Source organism: Deinococcus cellulosilyticus NBRC 106333 = KACC 11606, from assembly GCF_007990775.1.
In the GTDB taxonomy this organism is placed as follows: domain Bacteria; phylum Deinococcota; class Deinococci; order Deinococcales; family Deinococcaceae; genus Deinococcus_C; species Deinococcus_C cellulosilyticus.
Genome location: NZ_BJXB01000026.1, coordinates 1 through 21,336, shown reverse-complemented (window position 1 = coordinate 21,336; position 21,336 = coordinate 1). Strand labels below are relative to the sequence as shown.

Annotated in this window: 22 protein-coding genes; 14 read left to right on the top strand and 8 right to left on the bottom strand. The window is 56.3% G+C overall.

Annotation, left to right across the window (positions count from 1 at the left end; genetic code table 11):
* The first annotated feature begins 342 nt into the window (after nucleotides 1-342).
* From DC3_RS22500 to DC3_RS30015, 3 genes are all read left to right on the top strand, one after another.
* Nucleotides 343-810 carry an SRPBCC family protein gene (locus DC3_RS22500; protein WP_146888579.1) on the top strand — a complete coding sequence of 156 codons (468 nt, stop codon included), beginning with the start codon at nucleotides 343-345 and terminating at the stop codon, nucleotides 808-810.
* Nucleotides 811-824: 14 nt separating this feature from the next.
* A complete protein-coding gene (locus DC3_RS22495) occupies nucleotides 825-1,223 on the top strand; it encodes a hypothetical protein (RefSeq protein ID WP_146888576.1) in 399 nt (132 codons plus the stop codon).
* 117 nt (nucleotides 1,224-1,340) lie between these two features.
* On the top strand, nucleotides 1,341-2,138 hold the full coding sequence (locus tag DC3_RS30015; protein ID WP_146888573.1) for a BON domain-containing protein: 798 nt from the start codon (nucleotides 1,341-1,343) through the stop codon (nucleotides 2,136-2,138).
* A gap of 35 nt (nucleotides 2,139-2,173) precedes the next feature.
* Here DC3_RS30015 and recD2 read toward each other — a convergent pair whose 3' ends face one another.
* Nucleotides 2,174-4,267, bottom strand: coding sequence for an SF1B family DNA helicase RecD2 (gene recD2 / locus DC3_RS22485; protein WP_146888570.1), 2,094 nt, complete (start codon nucleotides 4,265-4,267; stop codon nucleotides 2,174-2,176).
* A 268-nt stretch (nucleotides 4,268-4,535) separates the two neighbouring features.
* On the opposite strand from recD2, the gene DC3_RS22480 reads away from it, so the two are divergent.
* On the top strand, nucleotides 4,536-4,943 hold the full coding sequence (locus DC3_RS22480) for a hypothetical protein (RefSeq protein ID WP_146888567.1): 408 nt from the start codon (nucleotides 4,536-4,538) through the stop codon (nucleotides 4,941-4,943).
* Here DC3_RS22480 and DC3_RS22475 read toward each other — a convergent pair.
* Nucleotides 4,934-6,091, bottom strand: coding sequence for an MFS transporter (locus tag DC3_RS22475; RefSeq protein WP_146888564.1), 1,158 nt, complete (start codon nucleotides 6,089-6,091; stop codon nucleotides 4,934-4,936). The genes DC3_RS22480 and DC3_RS22475 overlap by 10 nt on opposite strands.
* 208 nt (nucleotides 6,092-6,299) lie before the next feature.
* Here DC3_RS22475 and DC3_RS22470 point away from each other — a divergent pair, with 208 nt between their 5' ends.
* Nucleotides 6,300-6,545, top strand: a complete 246-nt coding sequence (locus DC3_RS22470) for a hypothetical protein (protein WP_146888561.1) — start codon at nucleotides 6,300-6,302, stop codon at nucleotides 6,543-6,545.
* A gap of 140 nt (nucleotides 6,546-6,685) precedes the next feature.
* On the opposite strand, the gene DC3_RS22465 is transcribed toward DC3_RS22470, so the two are convergent.
* The 3 genes from DC3_RS22465 to DC3_RS22455 form a co-directional block, all read right to left on the bottom strand.
* A complete protein-coding gene (locus DC3_RS22465) occupies nucleotides 6,686-7,921 on the bottom strand; it encodes an aminopeptidase (protein WP_146888558.1) in 1,236 nt (411 codons plus the stop codon).
* A 218-nt stretch (nucleotides 7,922-8,139) separates the two neighbouring features.
* Nucleotides 8,140-9,235, bottom strand: a protein-coding gene (prfB, locus tag DC3_RS22460; RefSeq protein ID WP_146888555.1) for a peptide chain release factor 2 whose coding sequence is annotated in 2 segments (ribosomal slippage) — nucleotides 8,140-9,189 and nucleotides 9,191-9,235 — 1,095 coding nt in all. Because the reading frame shifts where the segments join, the coding sequence is not laid out codon by codon here.
* 201 nt (nucleotides 9,236-9,436) lie between these two features.
* A complete protein-coding gene (locus DC3_RS22455; RefSeq protein ID WP_146888552.1) occupies nucleotides 9,437-9,892 on the bottom strand; it encodes a DUF5680 domain-containing protein in 456 nt (151 codons plus the stop codon).
* 151 nt (nucleotides 9,893-10,043) lie between these two features.
* On the opposite strand from DC3_RS22455, the gene DC3_RS22450 reads away from it, so the two are divergent.
* Nucleotides 10,044-11,114 (top strand): potassium channel family protein, encoded by a 1,071-nt coding sequence (locus DC3_RS22450; protein ID WP_186816192.1) that lies wholly within the window; start codon nucleotides 10,044-10,046, stop codon nucleotides 11,112-11,114.
* On the opposite strand, the gene DC3_RS22445 is transcribed toward DC3_RS22450, so the two are convergent.
* Complete coding sequence (locus tag DC3_RS22445; RefSeq protein WP_146888546.1) at nucleotides 11,115-11,624, bottom strand: tellurite resistance TerB family protein; 510 nt, start codon at nucleotides 11,622-11,624, stop codon at nucleotides 11,115-11,117. It abuts the gene before it with no gap.
* A complete protein-coding gene (locus DC3_RS22440; RefSeq protein WP_146888543.1) occupies nucleotides 11,611-11,856 on the bottom strand; it encodes a hypothetical protein in 246 nt (81 codons plus the stop codon). Before DC3_RS22440 ends, DC3_RS22445 begins: the two co-directional genes overlap by 14 nt.
* A 54-nt stretch (nucleotides 11,857-11,910) precedes the next feature.
* Between DC3_RS22440 and glyA the strand changes: the two genes are divergently transcribed.
* A complete protein-coding gene (gene glyA / locus DC3_RS22435; RefSeq protein ID WP_146888540.1) occupies nucleotides 11,911-13,125 on the top strand; it encodes a serine hydroxymethyltransferase in 1,215 nt (404 codons plus the stop codon).
* A 215-nt stretch (nucleotides 13,126-13,340) separates the two neighbouring features.
* Here the strand turns inward: glyA and DC3_RS22430 are convergent, their stop codons facing one another.
* Nucleotides 13,341-14,261: a hypothetical protein gene (locus tag DC3_RS22430; RefSeq protein WP_146888537.1), complete on the bottom strand. Its 921-nt coding sequence runs from the start codon at nucleotides 14,259-14,261 to the stop codon at nucleotides 13,341-13,343.
* A 222-nt stretch (nucleotides 14,262-14,483) separates the two neighbouring features.
* Between DC3_RS22430 and DC3_RS22425 the strand changes: the two genes are divergently transcribed.
* The 7 genes from DC3_RS22425 to DC3_RS22395 all read left to right on the top strand — a co-directional run bounded on the left by DC3_RS22425 (nucleotide 14,484) and on the right by DC3_RS22395 (nucleotide 21,268).
* Nucleotides 14,484-16,439 (top strand): serine/threonine-protein kinase, encoded by a 1,956-nt coding sequence (locus DC3_RS22425; RefSeq protein ID WP_146888534.1) that lies wholly within the window; start codon nucleotides 14,484-14,486, stop codon nucleotides 16,437-16,439.
* Nucleotides 16,440-16,461: 22 nt separating this feature from the next.
* Nucleotides 16,462-17,964 carry a YifB family Mg chelatase-like AAA ATPase gene (locus DC3_RS22420; RefSeq protein ID WP_146888531.1) on the top strand — a complete coding sequence of 501 codons (1,503 nt, stop codon included), beginning with the start codon at nucleotides 16,462-16,464 and terminating at the stop codon, nucleotides 17,962-17,964.
* The gene (locus DC3_RS22415) at nucleotides 17,961-19,172 is read left to right on the top strand and encodes a DUF2157 domain-containing protein (RefSeq protein ID WP_146888528.1); all 1,212 of its coding nucleotides are present in this window, start codon (nucleotides 17,961-17,963) and stop codon (nucleotides 19,170-19,172) included. Before DC3_RS22420 ends, DC3_RS22415 begins: the two co-directional genes overlap by 4 nt.
* Nucleotides 19,169-19,624 carry a GDYXXLXY domain-containing protein gene (locus tag DC3_RS22410; protein ID WP_146888525.1) on the top strand — a complete coding sequence of 152 codons (456 nt, stop codon included), beginning with the start codon at nucleotides 19,169-19,171 and terminating at the stop codon, nucleotides 19,622-19,624. The genes DC3_RS22415 and DC3_RS22410 overlap by 4 nt, the downstream gene beginning before the upstream one ends.
* A gap of 5 nt (nucleotides 19,625-19,629) precedes the next feature.
* Nucleotides 19,630-20,331 carry a class I SAM-dependent methyltransferase gene (locus DC3_RS22405; RefSeq protein ID WP_146888522.1) on the top strand — a complete coding sequence of 234 codons (702 nt, stop codon included), beginning with the start codon at nucleotides 19,630-19,632 and terminating at the stop codon, nucleotides 20,329-20,331.
* 220 nt (nucleotides 20,332-20,551) lie between these two features.
* Nucleotides 20,552-20,950, top strand: coding sequence for a hypothetical protein (locus DC3_RS22400; protein WP_146888519.1), 399 nt, complete (start codon nucleotides 20,552-20,554; stop codon nucleotides 20,948-20,950).
* An 87-nt stretch (nucleotides 20,951-21,037) separates the two neighbouring features.
* The gene (locus tag DC3_RS22395; RefSeq protein ID WP_146888516.1) at nucleotides 21,038-21,268 is read left to right on the top strand and encodes an MbtH family protein; all 231 of its coding nucleotides are present in this window, start codon (nucleotides 21,038-21,040) and stop codon (nucleotides 21,266-21,268) included.
* The last annotated feature ends 68 nt before the right edge of the window (nucleotides 21,269-21,336 follow it).

Below are 21,336 nucleotides of genomic sequence, written 5' to 3'. Positions count from 1 at the left end.
AGATACGGAAAGGGAAGCCGAAAAGGTTCAGATGAGCCCTTGTACTGGGTTCAAGGAGAGAAGTGCCCCATCGAGCCTCCCTGATCAGGGTGCTGCCTGCAAAAGACCGTGTGTCGGAGACACAATCTGCGGATGCTTGCTTTTGGAATGGATCAGGAAGGACACCCTGACTGAACGCTGGAAAGCTGTCAGATTAAATTGTTTTACATCCACTTTTGTTATTGTAAAGAACTATGTTTTTTGTGTAACCAGACCGTAATTAAAACCTAAGCCCAGTAATAAACACGAAAGAAAGTGACTTCTAAACTGAATGCAAAGCTCCACAGAACAGGAAGGTCAACCATGCACATCTGCAGTTTCTCTGCCAAAACCAGCGCATCCGCCCAGACCATCTGGCAACTCTGGATCAACCCCAAACACTGGCCTCGCTGGGACAGCACCGTCCAGAGTGCCGAACTGTCTGGACCGTTCAGGCAGGGAAACAGCGGGACCATCAACCACAAAGATGGCACAACATCCCGGTTCACCATCCTGTCCTGCGACATGCTGCAAACCATTGTGCTGTCCTTTCCACTGGGCATGGGGGTGGAACTGCTGGTCAAGCGGGAATGGAAACAGGACGGCGATCAGGTGATGTTCCGGCATGAGCTTTCCCTGATGGGACCTGCACTCGCCAAGATGGTGCATGCCTCTCGCAAAGAAGCCCTGAAGAAGGCTACACTGGAATCGATGGAGCAACTGCTGGGCCTGCTGGAACGGGACCCTGGCAGCCAGGACCAGCCCAGCGGTTCCCACCGCACTGCCCTGTAAGGAAGGACGGTCCCATGAAACACGACCACCTGCCCACCCACCACGTTTACCAGGCCACCGATGCGCTGATGTTCCAGATTCGCCAGATTTCAGACCTCACCAGCGAATTTGGCGCTGGAGCTTCTGGATTTCAGGCTGCAGAACTGCTGGTCGCCGGGCGCAGGTTCCTGTGCACCCTGCAGGAAGAAGAATTGAAAACCAGCCTGCGGGAACATCCCCATGTGCTCATTCAGTCCATTCTGGATGAACTGGCCCGCCAGGGAAACCACATGATCCTGGTGCTGCACCACAAAAACGATGACACTTACGGCTGGAAGTGCCTGCTGCCAAGGATCAAAATCTTTGAGGTCACCGACCTCCTGAACACTGCAGGTCTGGAACTCGACACCCCTCCGATTCACCACCGCTCCTGAAGTTTGCACCTCAGAGCACCATTCAGCTCTGAGGTTAAAAAAACCTACACCCTTCTCTGTGCATCCTCACGGACCTCCTTTTTAAGCTGGAAAAGACCTGTATTGAAGGAGGTTTTTATGTGGCCATTTGGAAAAAGCACTGCTGATCGGGTGAAAGATGCCCTGCGTCAGACCCCCCGACTCGAGAACATCAACCTGAATGTGGAAGAACGTGGAGGCAATGTCACCATCTCCGGTGAAGTGCCCAACGAAAATTATCACCGATTGATTGAGGTGGTTGCTGAAGGCATCAAAGGTGTGAAGCAGGTGGATGTTTCCCAGGTGCGGGCCAGACAGACCGTGCATGCCACCGAGCAGCGCGCAAGCCAGACGGTTTCCCGTCCTGCAGCAAACCAGCAGCAGGCCACCCCCCAGACCGCATCCCAGCAGAACATTCCTGACATCGATGACCTGCAGCAGGACATTCAGAACAGCCAGCTTGCCAAAGCTGTATTGCGCAATCTGGAAGCCAATGTGGAACTGAAAGATGATCCCATTGACGTGCTGCAGAGCGGCAGAAGTGTGATTTTGCGTGGTGCTGTGGACAGCCAGCACGAATTCAACCTCGCAGAAAAAATCGCCCGTGGTACTTCAGGGGTGGCCAGTGTGGACACTTCTGACCTGAAGATTGTGGAGCAGGCCAAACAGAAGTACCAGGAAGCCCAGGCCAGCAGCAAGCAGAGCAAACCCCAGCAGGGTTATGTCAACCAGCCTGATGAGTGGTACACCGTCAAAGCTGGAGACACCCTCTCTGAAATTGCTGAGCGTTTCTATGGGGATGCCAGCAAGGAAAGCTACATGAAAATTGCCCGGGCCAACGGCATCTCTGACCCCAACCTGATCCGGGTGGGCCAGAAACTGCAGATTCCCAGGTAAAAGCAGTGTGCAAAAACTTCAGCCTCGGGTGAACTTCACCCGAGGATTTTTTTGATGCGGTCCAGCAGGCCGGAGTAACGGACTTCACGTCTGCGGGTGGAGGCAATGGACCAGGCGTTTTCCGTTCCCACGGCCACAAAAGTGTTTTTTGCACGGGTGACAGCGGTGTAGGCCAGTTCTCTGGAGAGCATGTTGTAGTGGGTGTCGTGCAGCACGCTGACCACCGTGTCCCACTCACTGCCCTGTGAGCGGTGCACCGTAAGCGCATAACCCAGATGCAGGTGGTAGATTTCTGCGCCGGACATCTCCACCACATTGCCTTCAAAATCAATCTGGACCTTGCCGCTTCCCTCGCGGATCACCAGACCGAGCGTGCCGTTGAAAACCTCATTCTGGTAATCGTTTTTGGTCTGCACCACGATGTCCCCGACCCTGAGCAGGTATTCTCCGACCCTTGTCCCTTCAGAGCCAGGATTGAACATGGATTGCAAGGCCTGATTGAGGGCCACCACCCCAAGCGGTCCTTTCTTCATGGGGGTCAGCACCTGCACTTTTCTGGGGCCTCCCAGAGAGTCCACCAGGAGGGCCACACGTCTGGCTCCGGTGTCGCTCTCCACGGGGATGTGCCTGAATTCCCGGTAGGCAAAGTCGGGCACCTGACCGTTCTTGATCTGGTGGGCCGCCCGGATGATCGGACTGTCCTGTGCCTGACGGTAAATCTGTGTGAGCCACACCGTGGGAGCCACCTGCGTGAGGGTGGAGAGGGGCATCCCATAATCCACCGGAGGCAACTGGTCTGCATCCCCGACCAGCAGAATGCGTGCGCCCGGGGCCACTGCGGTGAGCAGGGCCAGCATCAGGCCATCTCCGCACATGGACACCTCGTCCACAATGATCAGGTCGTAAGGAAGAGGCTCCAGTTGCCCGAAACGGAACCCCTCTGGGCCATAACTCAGCAGCCTGTGGATGGTGCTGGCCGGGTGCAGGGTCATCTCCATCAACCTGCGGGCCGCCTTGCCTGTGGGGGCACACAAGCCCACCTCCAGGCCCAGGTTTTCAGCGAGTTCCACCACTTTGCGGGTGGTGTAGCTTTTGCCGGTGCCGGGACCTCCGGAGAGCACCACCAGACGGTGATCCGTCAGCAGGTCCAGCACCCGGGCCTGTTCTTCACTGAGGTCTTTGACGGCCTTGGTGGGGACACGCCAGGGGGCTTCTGGAGGCTCAGACAGCAGTTCAGAAATCACCTCTGCCAGGGCCTTTTCGTTTTTCAGGGCATTGGGAAGGTAAATCCGCTCACCTTCCTGCATGATGCGCCCGGCATCCAGGGCTTCTTGCAGGGAGGTTTCTGCCAGTTTGTCGCTGATTCCGGTGTAATATTTCAGGCCCCGCACGGCCCGTTGTTTTGGCAGATAGGTGTGTCCTGCCTGCTGCATCGCCTGCTGCATGGCGTACACTGCTGCAGCCATCAGGCGTCTGGGATCGGTGGGAACCATGCCTTTTTCCAGCGCAAGACGGTCTGCAGTCTGAAAACCCAGACCCTCCACCTCTGTAAGGGCATAGATGTCATTCTTGAGGACTTCCAGGGCCATGCTGCCAAACTGCTTGATGGCCCTCTGCGCCTGCGAGATGCTCAGGCCCATGGATTGCAGCCCGGTGATCAGTTTGCGCTCCCCGTGCCGCTCGTCCCAGGACGCCTGCACCTTCATGATGGTGGAACGGGTGACCCCAGGAACCTGCAGCAACTTCTCGGGTTCAAGTTCAATGACCTCGAAGGTCTGCTGACCGAAAAAATCCACAATGCGCTTGGAGAGTTTGGGACCCACCCCAGACACCTTGGCCTCCAGATAGGCGGCAATGCCTTCTTCGGTCATGTCTGCAGTGTCGTCCTTCAAAAACAGGTTGACCACCTTGTACTGGTAGCCGTACTCCGGGTGCTCCTGAACAATCAATTCTGCTTCAAAGGGGTCTCCGGCGTCGATGGGCGGCATCATGCCCACCAGGGTGGCATCGACATCGCGGGCCTGCTGGTTCTGAATGTCCGCGCTGAGGATGGTGAAGCCTGTTTCTGCGCGGAAGCGCACTTTCAATGCCTTGCCTGTGACGTGAAGTTGTTCGCCGAGATCCACCATTACGCCCATAGCATATCAGAAGCAGGGTGATGGAGGTAAGCTGTTTCTTGATCCTTGCAAAAAGAGCAACACGTCATTCACCTGTCCTGACCTTCCGATTCGCTTCCCTCAGTCTAAAGGACTGTCCAGTCCTTTAGACAGGAATCAATAGACCGGGTGAGTTTTGAATGTCCGCTGAAAAAAGACCATGTTAAACTGAACATCAACAGCAGCGGAAAACCCCCTGCAACCCACCCCGGCCTTAGTTGTGTCAGGGCTTGCTGCCCTGATGGCTGAAAGGAGCGCCCCCATCGATTCCAACCTGCTTTCAAAAATCGTGTTTGAACTGGAATTCACCGAGGACTGGCTGAACATTGGCCTGATCAGCACCCCGATCCTGGAACAGATCGCCCAGGAGTACCTGGACGAAAAACACATCAACCCCGACCCCAAACACTACCGCTACCGGGTGTTCAGGCGCTTCATGGACCAGAACCGGGACCTGCCTGAGCTGCACTTCGATGGCATTCTGGATTTGACGGAATACGATGCCGACCCCGAACTCCGCGAAACCATCATCTCAGACCTGATTGACCGCGAAGAGTGCCCGATTTACATCCTCAAACGGATCGCCAACACCCGTGCAGGTGTTCTCAGGGAAAAAGCGCTGGCAAAACTTCAGACCCTTCAGCCCTGAACCCGGCGGTGGTTGAGCAGGATGAAAAGCCCTGCAGCAGCAATGATGAACAGTGCGGCCCGCAGGCCCACCTGTCCGGCCACCAGCCCCAGCAGGGGAGGTCCGACCAGAAAACCAAAATAGGCCATGGTTGCCACAGCAGTGATGGCACTCGCGGGCCGCATGTCCGGGTTTCGGCTGGCACTGGACAGGAAGCAGGGGAAAAGAGCAGAACACCCCAGCCCCACACAGGCAAAGCCCACAATCACCGCAGGCAGGGTGTTGACGGTTAATCCCAGCACCAGACCCAGGGTCATGATTGCCCCACCCCAGCCCACAATGGTGCGGGACCCAAAACGGTTGATCAGACCATCCCCCAGAAAGCGCCCCAGCATCATCAGCCCTGAAAATGCCCCATAACCAATGGCACTCTGGGTTTCACTGGCCTGAATGTTTTCCCGCAGATAAACAGTGCTCCAGTCGGCCATGCCCCCCTCACCCAGCATCACACAGAACGCCATGATGCCAATGATCCACAAAGAGGGCGCAGGACGGATGAACACAGGTTCCGTGTGGGCCTCCTCAGGATGGGGGGTGGTCGGGATGAGCCATCGGCTGGACAGCAGCACCAACAACACCAGCACCAATCCTATGCTGGTCAGGTGCAGGCTGACCGGGACATGCAGGCTGGAAAGCCACCCTCCAATCAGCGACCCGATCAGGCCCCCAAGGCTGAACACCCCGTGAAAGGAACTCATGATGCTGCGACCATGCTGTTTTTCATTGATGGACGCCTGATCATTCATGGACACGTCCATGAGCCCATTGAACGCCCCATAAAAGAACAGCGCAGCAAAAAGTGTCCAGGCATTTGTGGCATACCCAGGCAGCATCAGGGACAGAAATGTGAGCACGCCTGCAAGGGTGGTCACCTGTTTGCTGCCAAACCGGGCCATCAGGTACCCCCCGAACACCATGCTGCAAAGGGAGCCAATCGCACCTCCCAGCAGGGAAACCCCCAGAACTTCAGGAGGAAGTTTCAATTCTGCCTTGATGTCTGGAATGCGCACCACCCAGTTGGCAAAGGCAATCCCGTTCAGGGCAAAAAACATGTTGACGGCAAAACGGGCAGCAGAGATCGAGGGAGGAGATGCCGGGGAAGACTTCACACCCTCATCCTAACCCGCACAGGCCATGAAAAAAGCTGCATTTTGTACCCGGTCTGGACAGGAAAGGGCAGAAGGCAGAAGGCAGAAGGCAGAAGGCAGAAGGCAGAAGGGTATGGGACGCTCACTGTAGATGGCAGCCCTGTTGCCAGGAATTCACATCATCTGAAGGCCCGGGAACCATTGCTGTAACGGATGCGTAATCACCACCATGAACATCCTGAGCAGCATCAAGATCCTGATCCAGCCTGCGGTGCTGGCTCTGGCGCTGTTCTGGACCCTTCCTCCGGTTTTCCTGTGGCTCACCAATGTTGTGGAAGGCATCTTTGGGTTGCCTCCCATGGACATTCATTTGATTCAGCAGGACCTTCCCCTCTGGCTGTACCTTCCAAGCACCCTGGTGGTGTGGGCGACGGTCTGCCGGGTGTACAGGGGACAGAGCGAACCTGGAGATTGAGCGTCTGGCACACGGCAGAGCCTGCTCTGTTTGTGGTCGGCAATCAGAAATTTCAGCAGAATGACATGCTTCAGACCTGTGCTGTCTGAAGTCGGTGAACCTGTGTTCTGCCGAAAGCTGAGAACCGACCACAGCAGGCTTCAATCAAAGGCCCATTCGCCCTCCTGCATCACAGGTATCCTCTTGCCATCCTGGGTGATTCCTGTGACCTGCATGTCTTTCGAACCGATCATGAAATCCTCGTGCACCTGACTGACGTTCCCCCCAGCAGCCTTGAACTGCTCGTCGTTCATGTCGCTGCCGCCTTCCACGCAGAAGCGGTATCCGGCCCCCAGCGCAACATGACTGGCGGCATTCTCATCGAACAGACCATGAAAGAGTGGGCGACCAAACTGTGAGATGGGGGAGGAGTGTGGCACCAGGGCCACCTCGCCCAGGGAGAGGGCTCCCTCATCCATGCTGAGCAGGGCCTGCAAAACCTCCTGGTTGTGCTCTGCCTCTGCATGGGTCACCCGGCCATCTTTGAAGGTCAGGGTGAAGGCATCAATCACCGTTCCACGCACACTGAGCGGGAAGGTGCTGCGGACCACCCCATCAATGCGGGTGCGGTCCGGCAGCGTAAAGACCTCCTCGGTGGGGATGTTGGCCACAAATTCGGTGTCAAAGCCATCATCGGCATGGGCAGAGCCTCCGGCCCACAGGTGACCTTCTGCCAGACCGACAGTGAGGTCTGTGTGCTCGTTCTGGAAGTGCAGGGCTGTAAAACGCTGATTGTTCAGCCAGTCTTTGCGGGCATGCAGGGCCTTCACATGCTCACGCCACACCTGCACAGGATCTTCCCGATCTGCACGCACAATCTGCAAGATGGTCTTCCAGAGCTTCTCCAGGGCTTCCTTTTTCGGCAGTTCTGGAAAGACCTTGCTGGCCCACTCCTGATCTGGAACCACACTCAGGGACCATGCCACTGCATCGGACATCATGCGCTGCTGGATGGGCTTGATGAAAGGATAGATCGACTGGGACATGCGGGTCAGTTTCTCCTGATCCTGACCCTTCAGCAGGTCTGGACGGTTCATCGAGAGGTTCAGCAAAGACGCCCCCTTCTCAATGACCTCCAGCCTGGCCTTGTAGTACCACTCCGGCACGGTCTCCAGCGTTTCAGGATCTGCATTCTCCAGACGGATGCGCTGCAACTCGGGGTCGCGGTATTCCACCTCCACCAACTTCGCCCCTGCCTGGTAGGCCTTCCTGACCACCAGCCGGGTGAAATCCTCCAGGCCCACATGGCTGGAAATGGACACCATCTGGCCTTTCTGGAGCCCCAGACCGACCTGCACCAGAATCTCTGCAAAGTTCTCGAATTGCTGTTCAAACATGATGCCTAATCCTAACAGCAGAAGGCAGAAAGCAGAAGGCAGAAGGCACCCAGTTCAATCAAAGCCATTGTTGCTGAAAATCCATGGTTTTTCTAATCGTTTTATTTGCTGGGCCGGTTTCAAGTGTGTCCAGAAATGCCTTCTGCCTTGGCCTTCCGCCTTCTGCCAACAAAAATGCCCCTCCAGTCTCCCAGAGAGGCACATCCAGACCGGAAACCTTACTCGTCGTCTCCGGCTTCTTCGGCGGTGCGTTTGCCTGCGAGCCATTCCAGACCAGCCCACATCAGATCGTCTAAATCACCGTCCAGAACATCGTCTGGGTTGTGTTTCATCAGACCGGTGCGGTGGTCTTTGATGTACTGTTTGTCCATCACGTAGGAGCGGATCTGGCTGCCCCATTCGATCTTGCGTTGTTCGCCACGGGCTTTGGCTTCCTCCTCCTCACGCTTCTTGCGCTCCATGTCATAGAGGCGCTGCTTGAGGATCTGGAAGGCCATCTCGCGGTTCTTGATCTGGGAACGGGTCACCTGAATGGCGACAATGGTTCCGGTGGGCAAATGGGTCACGCGAACGGCGGAGTCGGTGGTGTTCACGCCCTGTCCTCCGGCTCCCTGAGAGCGGTACACGTCCACCCGGACTTCACTGTCGGGAATGACGATGTTGATTTCCTCTTCGGGCACTTCGGGCACCACTTCCACCGAGGCGAAACTGGTGTGGCGGCGGTTGTTGCTGTCGAAAGGGGAGACCCGCACCAGACGGTGCACCCCATTTTCGGGGGCCATCATGCCGTAGGCTTTCTCGCCCCGGATGATGAATTCTGCGCTGGAGATTCCGGCCTGTTCGCCTTCCTGGATGTCCAGGATGTCCACCTTGTAGCCCCGGCGTTCTGCCCAGCGGATGAACATGCGCATCAGCATGCCTGCCCAGTCCATGGACTCGGTGCCACCCGCGCCGGATTTCACCTTCACGATGGCGGGGGTGTCGGCGTGCTTCATGGTGAAGAGGGTCTCTTTGTAGAGGTCATCCACCCGCTGTTCAACGCTCACCACTTCCTCGTTGAGCATTTCGAGCTCTTCAGCAGAGGCAATTTCCAGCATTTCACTGAGGCCTTCAGCGTCACTCTTCAGCGAATTGTAGGTGGAGGTCAGTTTGCGCAGGGCGTTGGATTCCTGCGTGACCTGCCTCGCCTTGTTCTGGTCGTTCCAGAGTTCGGGGTTCGAAAGTTCGTGTTCCAGCTCTCTTAAGCGGCGTTCCTTGGCGGGAATGTCAAAGATACTCCCGGAGGGCCGCTAACTTATCAAGAATCTCTTGCATCGGTGTCCTCCCTGACTTTTGATGCCCTGCTTGTGCAGGTGCATGAAAAACGCACTGACCAGTATAGACCCCACACGTGAGAAGGTAAACTGATGAAGCAGAATGCCGCAGGCAGAAAGCAGAAGGCTTAACAGCAAAGCCTGTGATCAGAGAATCTAAGAGGTGTTGCAGGAACATGAACCAATGGGGTTTCTGGTGGCCTCACTCGTGTTTGACCATGCCCCCGTGGTAATGCAGTTCATAAGCCTTGACCCCCTGCACCTCAATCCATTCGTATCCAGTGAAGCTTTCGTAATTTCCTGCGTTGCTGTCGATGTACAGGCCCCAGATGTGGTGGCATTTGAACCCCCCCAGGAAGCGCCCTTCCTGATAGAGCTCGGTGAGGGCAGTTTTGATGATGGTTCCGGCTTCGGCGGGGGTGATCAGGTCGGGTTTGAGGATGCGTCCGTAATAATTCATGGCCCAGATGGGGCTTCTGCGGTAGTAGACCACTTCCTGTCCGAGGAAGTCGCGGCCACCGAAGTAACTGTCCATGTAGGCGTAATCTCCGTTCTGGTATTGCAGGTCATGGGAGCAGGGACGGTAGGAGAGGCTTTTGATGCCATTCCCTGCGTAGGTGTGGGTTTTGGCCTGCACAATAAACGTTTCCAGATTCATGTAAGTTATCGTAGGTGTTTATGGCACAGGCGTAATAAGCCAGATAGCTTAATGATCGATGGAGCTTGCTTCTGGGAGCATGATAAATGGTTAATAAGTCACAGTACGGAAAAGGAAAGGCACATGATGAACAATGGTCTGGGGGTCTGGCATGGACGGTGTTTATCCCATCATTGGAACCATCATTCTGTTTTTGTTGGCCTGGGATGTATTTGCCACAGTGTTCATCCCCAGGGGCCTTTCTGGACCCTTCACGCAGAACAGTCACCACCTGATCTGGCGCATCTGGTGCCGGATCAACTGCACAGGCACTCCTGCCGCCCGCCGAAGGCTGTCCCGTCTGGGACCGATGCTGGTGATCCTCACCGTGATTGGATGGGCACTTTTGCTCTGGCTGGGATTTGCCCTGATTTTTTACCCGCATGCCTCTGGGTTTCACCACGGAACCCGTTCCCCTTCAGACTGGATTTCTGCCCTGTACGTCAGTGGGTACAGTGTCACCACCCTGGGTGTGGGAGACATTGTGCCAAAAGACGGCAACATGCGGCTCCTGATGATTCTGGCAGCAGGAAGTGGTTTCATCCTGATCAGCATTGCAGTGACCTACCTGCTGTCTTTTTATGCGGCTCTGGGGCGGGTCACTGCACTGGCTTACGAGGTGCACAGGTTCCTGGGCAAATCCGATGGCTACAGTCCAGTGGATGTGGTGATCACCGCGATTACGGCAGATTGCATTGAGGAAATGAAAAACTGGCTGGCAGACATCGGCACCACGCTGGCCCAGGTCCTGATGGCAGAGCAGCAATACACCCTGCTCAATTATTTTCATGAGCCTGACGACATGGCCCTCCCGGTGGCCCTCACCGATGTGCTTGAGTTGACCACCATCTGCAGGTCGGTGCTGTCCCCAACAGCTTATCCCAGCATGGCCAACGGTCTGATCACTGCAGGCACAGAACGCCTGACCAGAGGGTATTTTGAGTCCCTGGCCCGCAAGTTTGGAGGTCGCGTGGAGGTGTCCCGTGAAGCCATTGAAGACCGACACATCCACTTTGATCAGGTCCGGGCAAAGCTGGAGCAGGCAGGCGTCCAGCTCAGGGACCGTGAAGAAGCCTGGGCCATCTACAACACAATGCGGCAGGGATGGGAAATTCCCTGCCACACCATTCGCGTGCTGTTTGGTTACCCGGGGTTTTCAGGACTGGCCCTGAAAAGCGAATGATCAATTCATCTTGGTGAGGTCCACACTGTGGCCCGGGCTGTTGTAAGGGTGGTTCTGGTTGGTGAACACACTGCGGTCATTTTTGATGGCCAGCACCTGGAAGTAAGGGCGAAAAATCTGTTCGCTGACATGGAAACCCGCCAGGATGTAATCGAACATGCGCTGCTCTGCAGGGTGGATTTTGCCGTCTGCCAGCAGGGAATCTGCCAGGTTGGTCAGGATGCAGATCTTCTGGGCTTCGGTCAGGACAGGTGCAGCTTGCTGGATGAAGTCCTGCACACTGTGCTTCTGGGCGTATTTGAAGGCTTTGTCCAGCAGTTGACGGTTGTTGTACCCGACGCTGATCACGCCGTTTTCGGATTCGCCACCCAGCACGGAGAGCAGGTGCCCCACTTCTTCATTCTGGAATTCGCCATCGGCGGCCATCATGTAAATCATGGACACTGCAAAGGCCAGATGGGGGGTCATGGTTTCGCCTTTATCGCCACGGAAGAGATCAAATAAACCCATTTTTCAACCCTTTCTTGAGATCAAACGTGAATTTGTGCTGCTCTGAGAAATCGTGCTGGAGGAAGGGGGCCAGTGATGCTGATTTCACATGCTCCTCCAGTCTGGCCACGTTCACGTCGTCCTCAACCATTGTAAGGTTTGATACCCGATTTGCATGTGATGGTTCGGGTTGACGTTTTGAAGAAAGCGTAACATTCACGCTGTGGTGCAGGTTTTTGGCGATAACAGCCATTGTGAGGTCTAGACGGTATACGATTATACGATTATTTCATGTTAGCATTGAAACATGACGCAGACCACCGTAAGAGACCTGAAGATTTTTGAACTCATCGAGCAGGAACGTCAGAGACAGATCCACGGACTGGAACTCATCGCTTCCGAGAACTTTGTTTCCTCTGATGTCAGAGAAGCTGCCGGAAGCGTCCTGACCAACAAATACGCCGAAGGCTACCCCGGCAAACGCTGGTACGGTGGCTGCGAAGTGGTCGACCAGGTCGAGCAACTCGCCATTGACCGCATCAAAGAACTCTTCGGCGCAGCCTGGGCCAACGTGCAACCCCACTCCGGTTCCAGTGCCAACCTCGCCGTGTACAAGGCCCTGCTGCAAGAAGGGGACACCGTGCTGGGCATGGACCTCTCCCACGGTGGGCACCTCACCCACGGCAACAAGGCCAACTTCTCCGGCATCAGTTACAACATGGTCGCCTACAAGGTGGACCCCAACACCGAACTGATCGACATGGAAGAAGTGCGCCGCCTTGCCCTGGAGCACAAACCCAAGATGATCATCGCCGGGGCCAGTGCCTACTCCCGCATCATCGACTTTGAAGCTTTCGGCAAGATCGCCGAAGAAGTCGGAGCCTACCTGTTCTGCGACATCGCCCACATCGCCGGTCTGGTTGCTGCGGGCCTGCACCCCAACCCCGTCCCCTACGCCCACGTGGTCACCAGCACCACCCACAAAACCCTGCGGGGTCCCCGTGGTGGCGTGATCTTCAGCCGTGACGCCGAACTCGGAGCCAAAATTGACCGTGCTGTGTTCCCTGGTTATCAGGGTGGTCCTCTGGAGCACGTCATTGCTGCCAAAGCTGTGGCCTTCTATGAAGCCCTGCAACCCGAATTCAAAGACTACGCAGCCCAGATCATCAAGAATGCTCAGGCCCTCGCAAATGAATTCGTGAAACTGGGTTACCGTGTGGTCAGTGGTGGCACCGACAACCACCTGTTCGTGCTCGACCTGCGTCCCCAGGGCATCAACGGCACCAAAGCCACCAAACTGCTGGATGCCAACCACATCACCATCTCCAAGTCCACCCTCCCTTATGACACCGAAAAAATCCTGCACGGAGGCGGCATCCGCATCGGGACCCCTGCAGTCACCACCCGTGGCATGAAGGAGTCGGACATGGCCACCATTGCCTCCCTGATTGACCGCACCTTCAAGGGCGAAGACGTTCAGACCGAAGTGCACGCGTTTGCCAGCAAGTTCCCCCTGCCTTAAGGGGCAGAAGGCTGAGCTCAAAAGCACTTTGTTTCCTCAAGTTGAAGATGGACAAATGCCCTCAGGTTTTATCCTGAGGACATTTTTTTCTGGGCTGAGCAAAATCTCGGGTGGTTTATCACTCCATGAAATCACCTGCTTTTTGATTTCTCTGGAATGTGGTTTCAGATCAAAGTTTTGAGCCTTCTGCCTTCTGCCTTTGGCCTTCTGCGCTCTCACTGGTTCTCTGGCACCACCACAGGTTTGAAACTGAAAACAGAAGCATCTTCGGTGTCTACGTTCACCTGAATGCCGTAAACACGGCCATCTCCAGGCACCTCCAGTCGGGTCAGATGGGGCACGCTGTTGTCTGCATCGGTGTTGAAGGGGCGGTCAATGATGAAGATGTGGGAGTCGCCGTGCACGAGCAGCACAGGTTTCTTGAAGGCAGCGGCTTCGCTTTTCAGGGTGGCCAGAGTGTCTGCAAAGCCTGGGCTCACAGTGTTGATCATGTCGGCCTGCATGAACAGGACCACGGCTTTCGCACCTGTGCTGGTGGCCTTCTGGAAGGTGCCTTTCAGCCAGGCGAGGTTGGCTGCATTGCGCTCAAAGTACTCCTGTGCAGCTTCCAGATTGCGTTGCAGGTTGTTGTCGCTGCCAATCACATGAAGGGTGGCATACTGGATGCCGTCTCTGTCCCAGCGGGTGTTCTCCACGAATTTTGCAAAAGCAGTGTTCTCAGACTGGCTTTCCAGTTTGACGGGGGTTTTTCCCAGGCTCATGCCGTTCTGGAAGTAATTCTTGCGCAGGAACTCCAGGCGTTCCAGCGGGTTGTATTTGCCTGCTTTTTCACGGTGGCAGTCGGTCCACTCGTTGTCACCTGGGGTGTAGACCAGGACAGGGGAGATGCTGTTCAGCATGCCTTTCACTTTGAGCAGTTCCTCATCGGTGCAGGGGGTGGAGCCACTCTTGATGTCTCCAATGTGCACGGTGAAGGCAGGCTGGATCTGGTTGATGCGGTCAATCAGACGCTGGAATTTGGCATAATCCTCAGGCTTGCCTCCATAAGGCATGTCCCCAATGGCAATGAAAGAATGCCGGGCTGCAAATGCGCTGCTGAAGGCCAGAATGCTGAGGGTGATCAGGGGTGTCTTCATGTTTGAACCTCAGGGAGGATTTCAGCATGGGATTGTCAGGATTTTCTCTGGTCGGGAAGCAGCAATAAACCCGCTGCTGGAGCGGGTCAATGGAATGCATATGCAGTGTGAAGTTCAGTCATTGTGGCCTGTCTGTGTCATGGAGAAATCATCCTGGGTTGGCGAATGGACAGCAGACCTGTTGCAGCAGTTGACGTGTGGAAATGATTTTCAGCTGAAGGCATGCTGAGAGAAAGGCACCTTCTGGTGTTCTTTTTATATAGTGTTGGGGTGGAGTCGATTCACCTCCCTGACCGCTACCAATTGCAGGCCTGCATCGGAGAGGGTGGCAGTGCCCTGGTGTACCGTGCCCTGGACCACCACCTCGGGCGTGAGGTGGCCGTCAAGGTGTTGCATGATTATGTGATTCCCGCAGACCGTCACCGTTTCGAAAGGGAGATTCGCACCCTGGCCAGACTCACCCATCCGAATGTGGTGTCCATCTATGACCTGGGGCACACCGAGGACAGACGGCTGTTTTTCACCATGCAACTCCTGAATGGAGGGGCTTTTCATGAGGTGGGGCCTCTGGAAGCGACCCCTGAATCCTTCGAGCGGTTTTTCAGGGTGTCACGTGCGGTGCTGTACGGTCTGGAATACATGCACGAGAAGGGCATGATCCACCGGGACCTCACCCCGCACAACATCCTTTTTGGCCCCGATGGTCTGCCGCGCATCATGGACTTCGGACTGGTGTACGCCTCACAGGACGTGACCCGGGACCTGACTCGCACAGGGTACACGCTGGGCACCCCGCACTACATGGCTCCAGAGCAGGCGAGAGGGGGGATGGTCGGGCCCCACAGTGACATCTATGCTTTTGGTGCAGTGATGTACCGTGCCCTCACCGGGCAGGTGCCTTTTGAAGGGGACAACGATCAGGCGGTGCTTTACCAGCATGTGTACGAGCCTCCCAGGCATCCCACAGAGATCAATCCTGCTGTTCCAGAGCCCCTGGCAGAAGCGGTGCTCAAGTTTCTGGAGAAAGATCCCAAAAACCGCCCCATGAGTGGTGCGGGGGCCATTGCTGTGATTGAGGAAGCCAGAGAAAACCTGCTGCGCAACACCATTCCTGGTCAGTACAGAGGAGGTCTGGCCCGTACGGGCTACCACCCTGGAGGCCCCACCTTTACACGCCCCCTCAAATCCATCTGGTCGGTGCGCCTCGGAACCGATGTGTCCTGGCCCTCTGCGGTGATCGGAGACAGGGATTTTGTGGCGGTCGGAACCCGCAAGGGAACAGTGGCGGTCTATGAGCACACAGGCCGCAAACATGCCGAATATGGTGCCAGAGATGAAGTCACTGCTCCTGTGACCCTGGAAGGAGACCGTCTGGTCTACGGTTCGTGGGATGGGGTGGTGCGCTCGGTGGATGTGCGCACCGGAGTGGAACACTGGAGGCACCAGGCCAGAAGTGAGATCACCACAGCCCCCACCCGCTTTGGTGAACTGTACTTTGTGGCGGCCAGAGACGGCCATCTGCACGCCCTGCACGAGAAAACCGGAGTGATGAAATGGGCTTTCAAAACCCAGTCTCCTCTGGCCGGCAGTCCGGTGATCTGGGCAAGCACCATCATGCTGGCAGACGAGGAGGGCTGGGTCTATGGTCTTGATGCTGCAAGTGGAAAATCCCTCTGGAAGCTGCAGCTCAGCAGCGTGCATGCCACACCTGTTGCTGCGCCCATCTCCAGAGAGCAACTGATGCTGCTGATTCCCACCTGGGAAGGGGAACTCCACGCCCTGAAACTCACCCTCAACAACGGACGCTACATGCCTGACCCACAAGACGTGCTGGAATGGACGTACGACCTCGAAGGGGAGGTCTGGTGCAGCCCTGCCGTGCACCAGGGCAGGGTGTACATGGGGTCCTGGGCAGGTCAGTTGTATGCCCTGGATTTGCACACGGGCGATGACTTATGGACCTGTCAGGTGGGTTCCCGAATCACCGCCAGTCCGGTGGTCTCTTCAGGGGTGGTTTACGTCGCGAGTGAAGACGGAGATCTGCTTGCCCTAAACGAAAAAACCGGAGATGTTGTCTGGAAGGTCAAGACGCCAAGTGGCATTCAGGCGACCCCCCTGCTCACCGATTCGACCCTGTACGTGGCTTTCATGGACGGCACGCTCACCGCATTCCGCTGAAAGACGCCCGTACAATGTGGGCATGTTGAGCCAGATTTTGAGTGTATCTCTGATGGGTGTGGACGCTGTTCCCGTGACGGTGGAGGTGGATGTGGCCTCTGGTCTCCCTGCTTTCAACCTGGTGGGTCTGCCCGATCAGGCCGTTTCTGAATCCAGAGAGCGGGTGCGTGCTGCACTGCGCAACAGCGGTCTCCCATTTCCCATTTCACGCATCACCGTCAATCTTGCCCCTGCCGATTTGCGCAAAGAAGGTCCCCTTTTTGACCTCCCAATGGCCCTGGGTCTGCTGGTGGCCCAGGGGATGATCCCACAGCAGGTCCTTTCGGAATATGTGGTGGCCGGAGAACTCGCCCTGGATGGAAGCCTCAGGGCCGTTCCCGGCATGATCAACATGGCCCTGATGGCGAGAACCCTGCAGAAGAAAGTGCTGGTGCCCTTCCTCAACGCAGGTGAGGCTGCTTTGATTGAAGGGGTGGAGGTGTACGGGGCCAACACGCTCCTGGAAGCCTTAAACCACCTGAACGGCACCCGACCCCTGCCCCTCAGCCCCAGACCTGTTCCCGAACAGGATGAACAGACGCTCTTGTGCCTCAGTGACATCAAGGGCCAGACCCAGGCCAAACGCACCCTGGAAATTGCCATTGCCGGGGGGCACAACCTCCTGATGATGGGCAGTCCGGGCAGCGGAAAAACCATGCTTTCCCGAAGGTCTGCAAGCCTGCTTCCAGCGCTGACCGACGAGGAAGCCCTGGAAGTGACCCGCATCCACAGCGCAGCAGGGCAACTCGGGGCCAGAGGCCTCATCACCCGGCCTCCCTTCCGGGCCCCTCACCACACGGTCAGTGATGCAGGACTGATTGGGGGCGGAAGCATCCCCAAACCCGGAGAGGTCAGCCTCGCCCATTACGGCATCCTCTTTCTGGACGAGTTCCCGGAGTTCAACCGCAAAAGCCTGGAAACGCTCAGGCAACCCCTTGAAGATGGCATTGTACAGATTTCCCGTGCCAGGGCCAGCGTCACTTATCCTGCCCGGTTCCAGCTCATTGCTGCCATGAACCCCTGCCCCTGCGGATGGCTGGGGGACACCGAAAAACCCTGCACCTGCACGCCAGCAGAGCGCTCCAGATACGTGTCCCGCATTTCTGGACCCCTGCTGGACCGCATCGATCTGGTGGTGACGGTCCCCAGATTGACGGTGGAAGAGCTCAACCGTGCTCCAGAAGGCGAAAAGAGCAGCGTGGTGCGTGAACGGATTGCAAAGGCCCGAAATTCCATGCAGCAGAGACAGGGCATGAGGAACGCTGTTCTGGTGGGTCAGAAACTCCGTGAAGTCACCCAGCTCAGCAGCGATGCTGCCTCTTTCCTGACTGCAGTCAGCCAGCAGCTTTCCCTCACCGGAAGGGGATATGACAGGCTGCTCAGGGTGGCCCGCACCATCGCAGACCTCGCAGGCAGCGAAGACATCCGGCAGGTGCACGTTGCAGAAGCGGTGGCCTACCGCCCGAAAGGGCTGGAACTGGTGTGAAGCGCCCCCTGTCCACAGCGCAACGCCAGTGGTTGCTGGCTGAACTCAGGGTGTGGCAGGAAAAAGACATCCTGCAGGGAGAACAGGCCAGGGCCATTCTGGACCTTTACCCTCAGGAAGCAGAAATGCAGAGTGCCAGACAGTCCAGGGTGTTTGTGGTCTTGTGGACGTTTGGAATGCTGTTTCTGGGTGCGGCCATTCTTGCAGTGGTGGCCTTCAACTGGGCGGTGGTCCCGGCTGCGGTGCGTGTGCTGCTGGTGCTCTTGGGGCTTGGGGCCAGTCACATCCTTGCTGCCCGTTCCAGTGGGGTCATGTCTGACGTGTGGTCGCTGCTGGCCAACCTGGTGATGGGTGCAGGCATCTGGGTGATCGCCCAGACGTTTCAGATGTCCATGGACACCTCCATCGGGCAGTTGTTGTGGATGCTGGGCATTCTGTTCACGCTGCTCCAGGCCCGGTCCTCCCTCAACCACTTCCTGCTGATCGGAATTTTTGCAGCGATGTTCTATTACGGGGATTCTGGTCAGACTCCAGCTGTCCTGCTGGGTGGCCTGCTGCTGATCCCCAGTGTGGTGTGGGCCCACCGAAAACCCGCCCCAGGTCTTTTCAATGGGCTGATGGTGGCCCTGGTCTACTGGATGTACTGGGGACTGGCCACTCTGGGCCAGTATGCCCTGCTGCTTCCGCTGGGTGCAGGACTCCTGCTCCTGGGTGAGAACCTGCGCCCGAGCATCTTCAGGGTGCTGGGCTGGTCGGTTCTGATCATCATGACCACCCTGATGGGAACCGTGTCTGACATGCGGGGTCAGACTGCAATCGGCTGGACTTTGCATGGGGTGCTGATTTTGCTTCCTCTGGCTTATGTGGTGTGGTCCCGTCCTGCTGCTGTGCCGTGGAGCAGGTACACTCTGCCTGTTCTGCTCCTGCTTTTGACCCCACTCTATGGGTTGCTGGGAAGGGATGGCACCGTGATCCTGAGCCTGGTGTTCACCCTGCTTCTGGGGTACCACCTGACGGTGCGGGGCATTCAGGAGGACCTCGGGTGGATGTTCTCCCTCGGGGCCATCACCCTGGTGCTGACCCTGCTGTACCGATCTTACGGGTACCTTGAACCCTTCGGGGATGGAGGGTGGATTCTGATGATGCTGGTGGTGTCTGCCATTTTCATTGCACTTGCCCTCTACTGGAGAAGGAGAAAAAGTTCATGAAGTGGATTGCACTCGCTGTACAGACCCTGATCCTGCTGATGTTGCTGGGCCTGGCCACCCTTCCTTTCCTGAATGCCCAGAGCATCCTGGTGAAGGTGGTTCCGCTGGACCCATGGGACCCTTACCGGGGAGAGTACGTGCGGCTCAGTTACCCCTTCAGCCGTCTGCCGGACTGGAACCCTCAGAACGGAGAGACGGTGTATGTGAGGCTTCAACCTGACTCAAAGGGAATTTATCAGGCTGCAGAATTCCTGAATCAACCCCCAGAGGGAGGCGTGTACCTCAAAGGCAGGGTCCAGTGGGGTCAGATTCTTTACGGGATCGAGTCGTTTTATGTGCAGAAGGGCATGGCCCGCAGGTATGAGAACGCTGCTGCTCAGGGCAGTCTGTATGCTGTCCTGCAGGTGAATTCCTCAGGGACACCACGCCTGCAGAGACTCAGGGTAGACTGAAACGGATGTATTCCAAGACTGCCGAGTTCTATGACGCCATCCACAGTTTCAAGGACTACCACACCGAGGCCTTCCTGGTCCAGAAGCTCATTCGCCAGCATGGAAATGGCGGGAAACGCCTGCTGGAAGGGGCGTGTGGCACAGGTGGGCACCTGAAGTACTTTACGGACTTCCAGGCGGAAGCTTTCGACCTTGACCCCAGCATGGTGGAGATGGCCCGGAAGAATGCCCCCCAGGCGAAAGTCTTCGTGGGCGATCTGGCCGATTTTGAACTGGACAAACAATTTGATGTGATCCTGTGCCTGTTCAGCAGCATCGGGTATGTGCAGACCCTGGAACGCCTGCAGGCCACCCTGAACAACTTCAAACGCCATCTTGCTCCTGGTGGATTGATTCTGGTTGAACCCTGGCTCACACCTCAGGAGTTTGTCGTGGACCCTCCTGCAGTGCATGTGCGTGAGGTGATGCTCAGAAACATCAAGGTCTGCCGCATGCACATTCCAGAGCGCAGAGGCAACCAGAGCATCATCAAGTTCCATTACATGATTGGAACCCCCCAGGGCATCGATTTCCATCAGGAGGAGCATGTGCTGGGCTTGTTCTCTCCTGCAGAGATGCAGCAGGCTTTCACAAAAGCTGGTCTGAAAGCGAAATTTGAGCCTTACAGTTTCATGGCACGGGGGGTCTGGATCGCGCATCATGGCTGAAGTGCCGTCCAACCGTGAATATGCAGCGGGATGTGTTCGGAGTTTGATGGCCATGTTTTTCTGGATTGTCACAGGGTTGGCCTGTTTCATGGGCATTGGTGTACTCGCGACAGTGCAAGACCATCAATGGAACCAGAGAGAATGGGTCCGGACTGAAGCAAGGCTTCATGCCCTGAGTTGTTCGCTCCCATGGGCATCTGAGAATTCCACAGACTGTTATGTGGATTTTGAAGCCATCAAAGCTCAAAAAGGCAGAGGTCGGGGCAAGCTTCCATACGCCGAGTACACATTGACGTACAGTTATAGCTTTGGACAGCAGACCCACCAGCGAAAGGTGTTCCTTTATTCCCCTTCCTTCTACAGGTGGAACAGCACGGATCTGGTGGGGGCTCTGAAAGCTGTCAAAAATGGTCCCACCCATCCGTTGAATGTTCCTTTTGTCTTGATGGTGGATGCCAGCAACCCTGAAAAAAGCACCATTGAGCTTCGCAGGGACATGTCTCCTTTTCAAACGTATTGGCAACTGTTTTGTGGTTCCCTGCTGGTTTCTGTTGTCCTGTTTGGGCTGTTGCGCCTGATGAAGATCACCGTTTTTGGCATGCCCCTCAGATCTTCCTGAATGCAAAAGACTGAATGGCATGGCTGGGGTTTTCCCTGACCCCTCGCCTCAATCCATTGCGTACCATGAAAAGACGGAGGCAGAAACATGGATGAACACGAAGACACCACCATCTACGTGGTGGTGAACCATGAGGAGCAGTACAGCATCTGGCCAGAAGACCGGGAGATTCCTCTGGGCTGGAGGGATGCTGGCTTTCATGGCCACAAAGAAGACTGCCTGAATCACATCAAAGAGATCTGGACCGACATGCGTCCCCCCAGCCTGCGCAGGAAGATGGAGGAGATGGAACACCAGACGGGTGAACAGCAACCCTGACCGGATGCAAATTCAACAGCCAGAAGATTTCTGGCTGTTTTTTTGTGCTCACAATACCTGAAAACCCC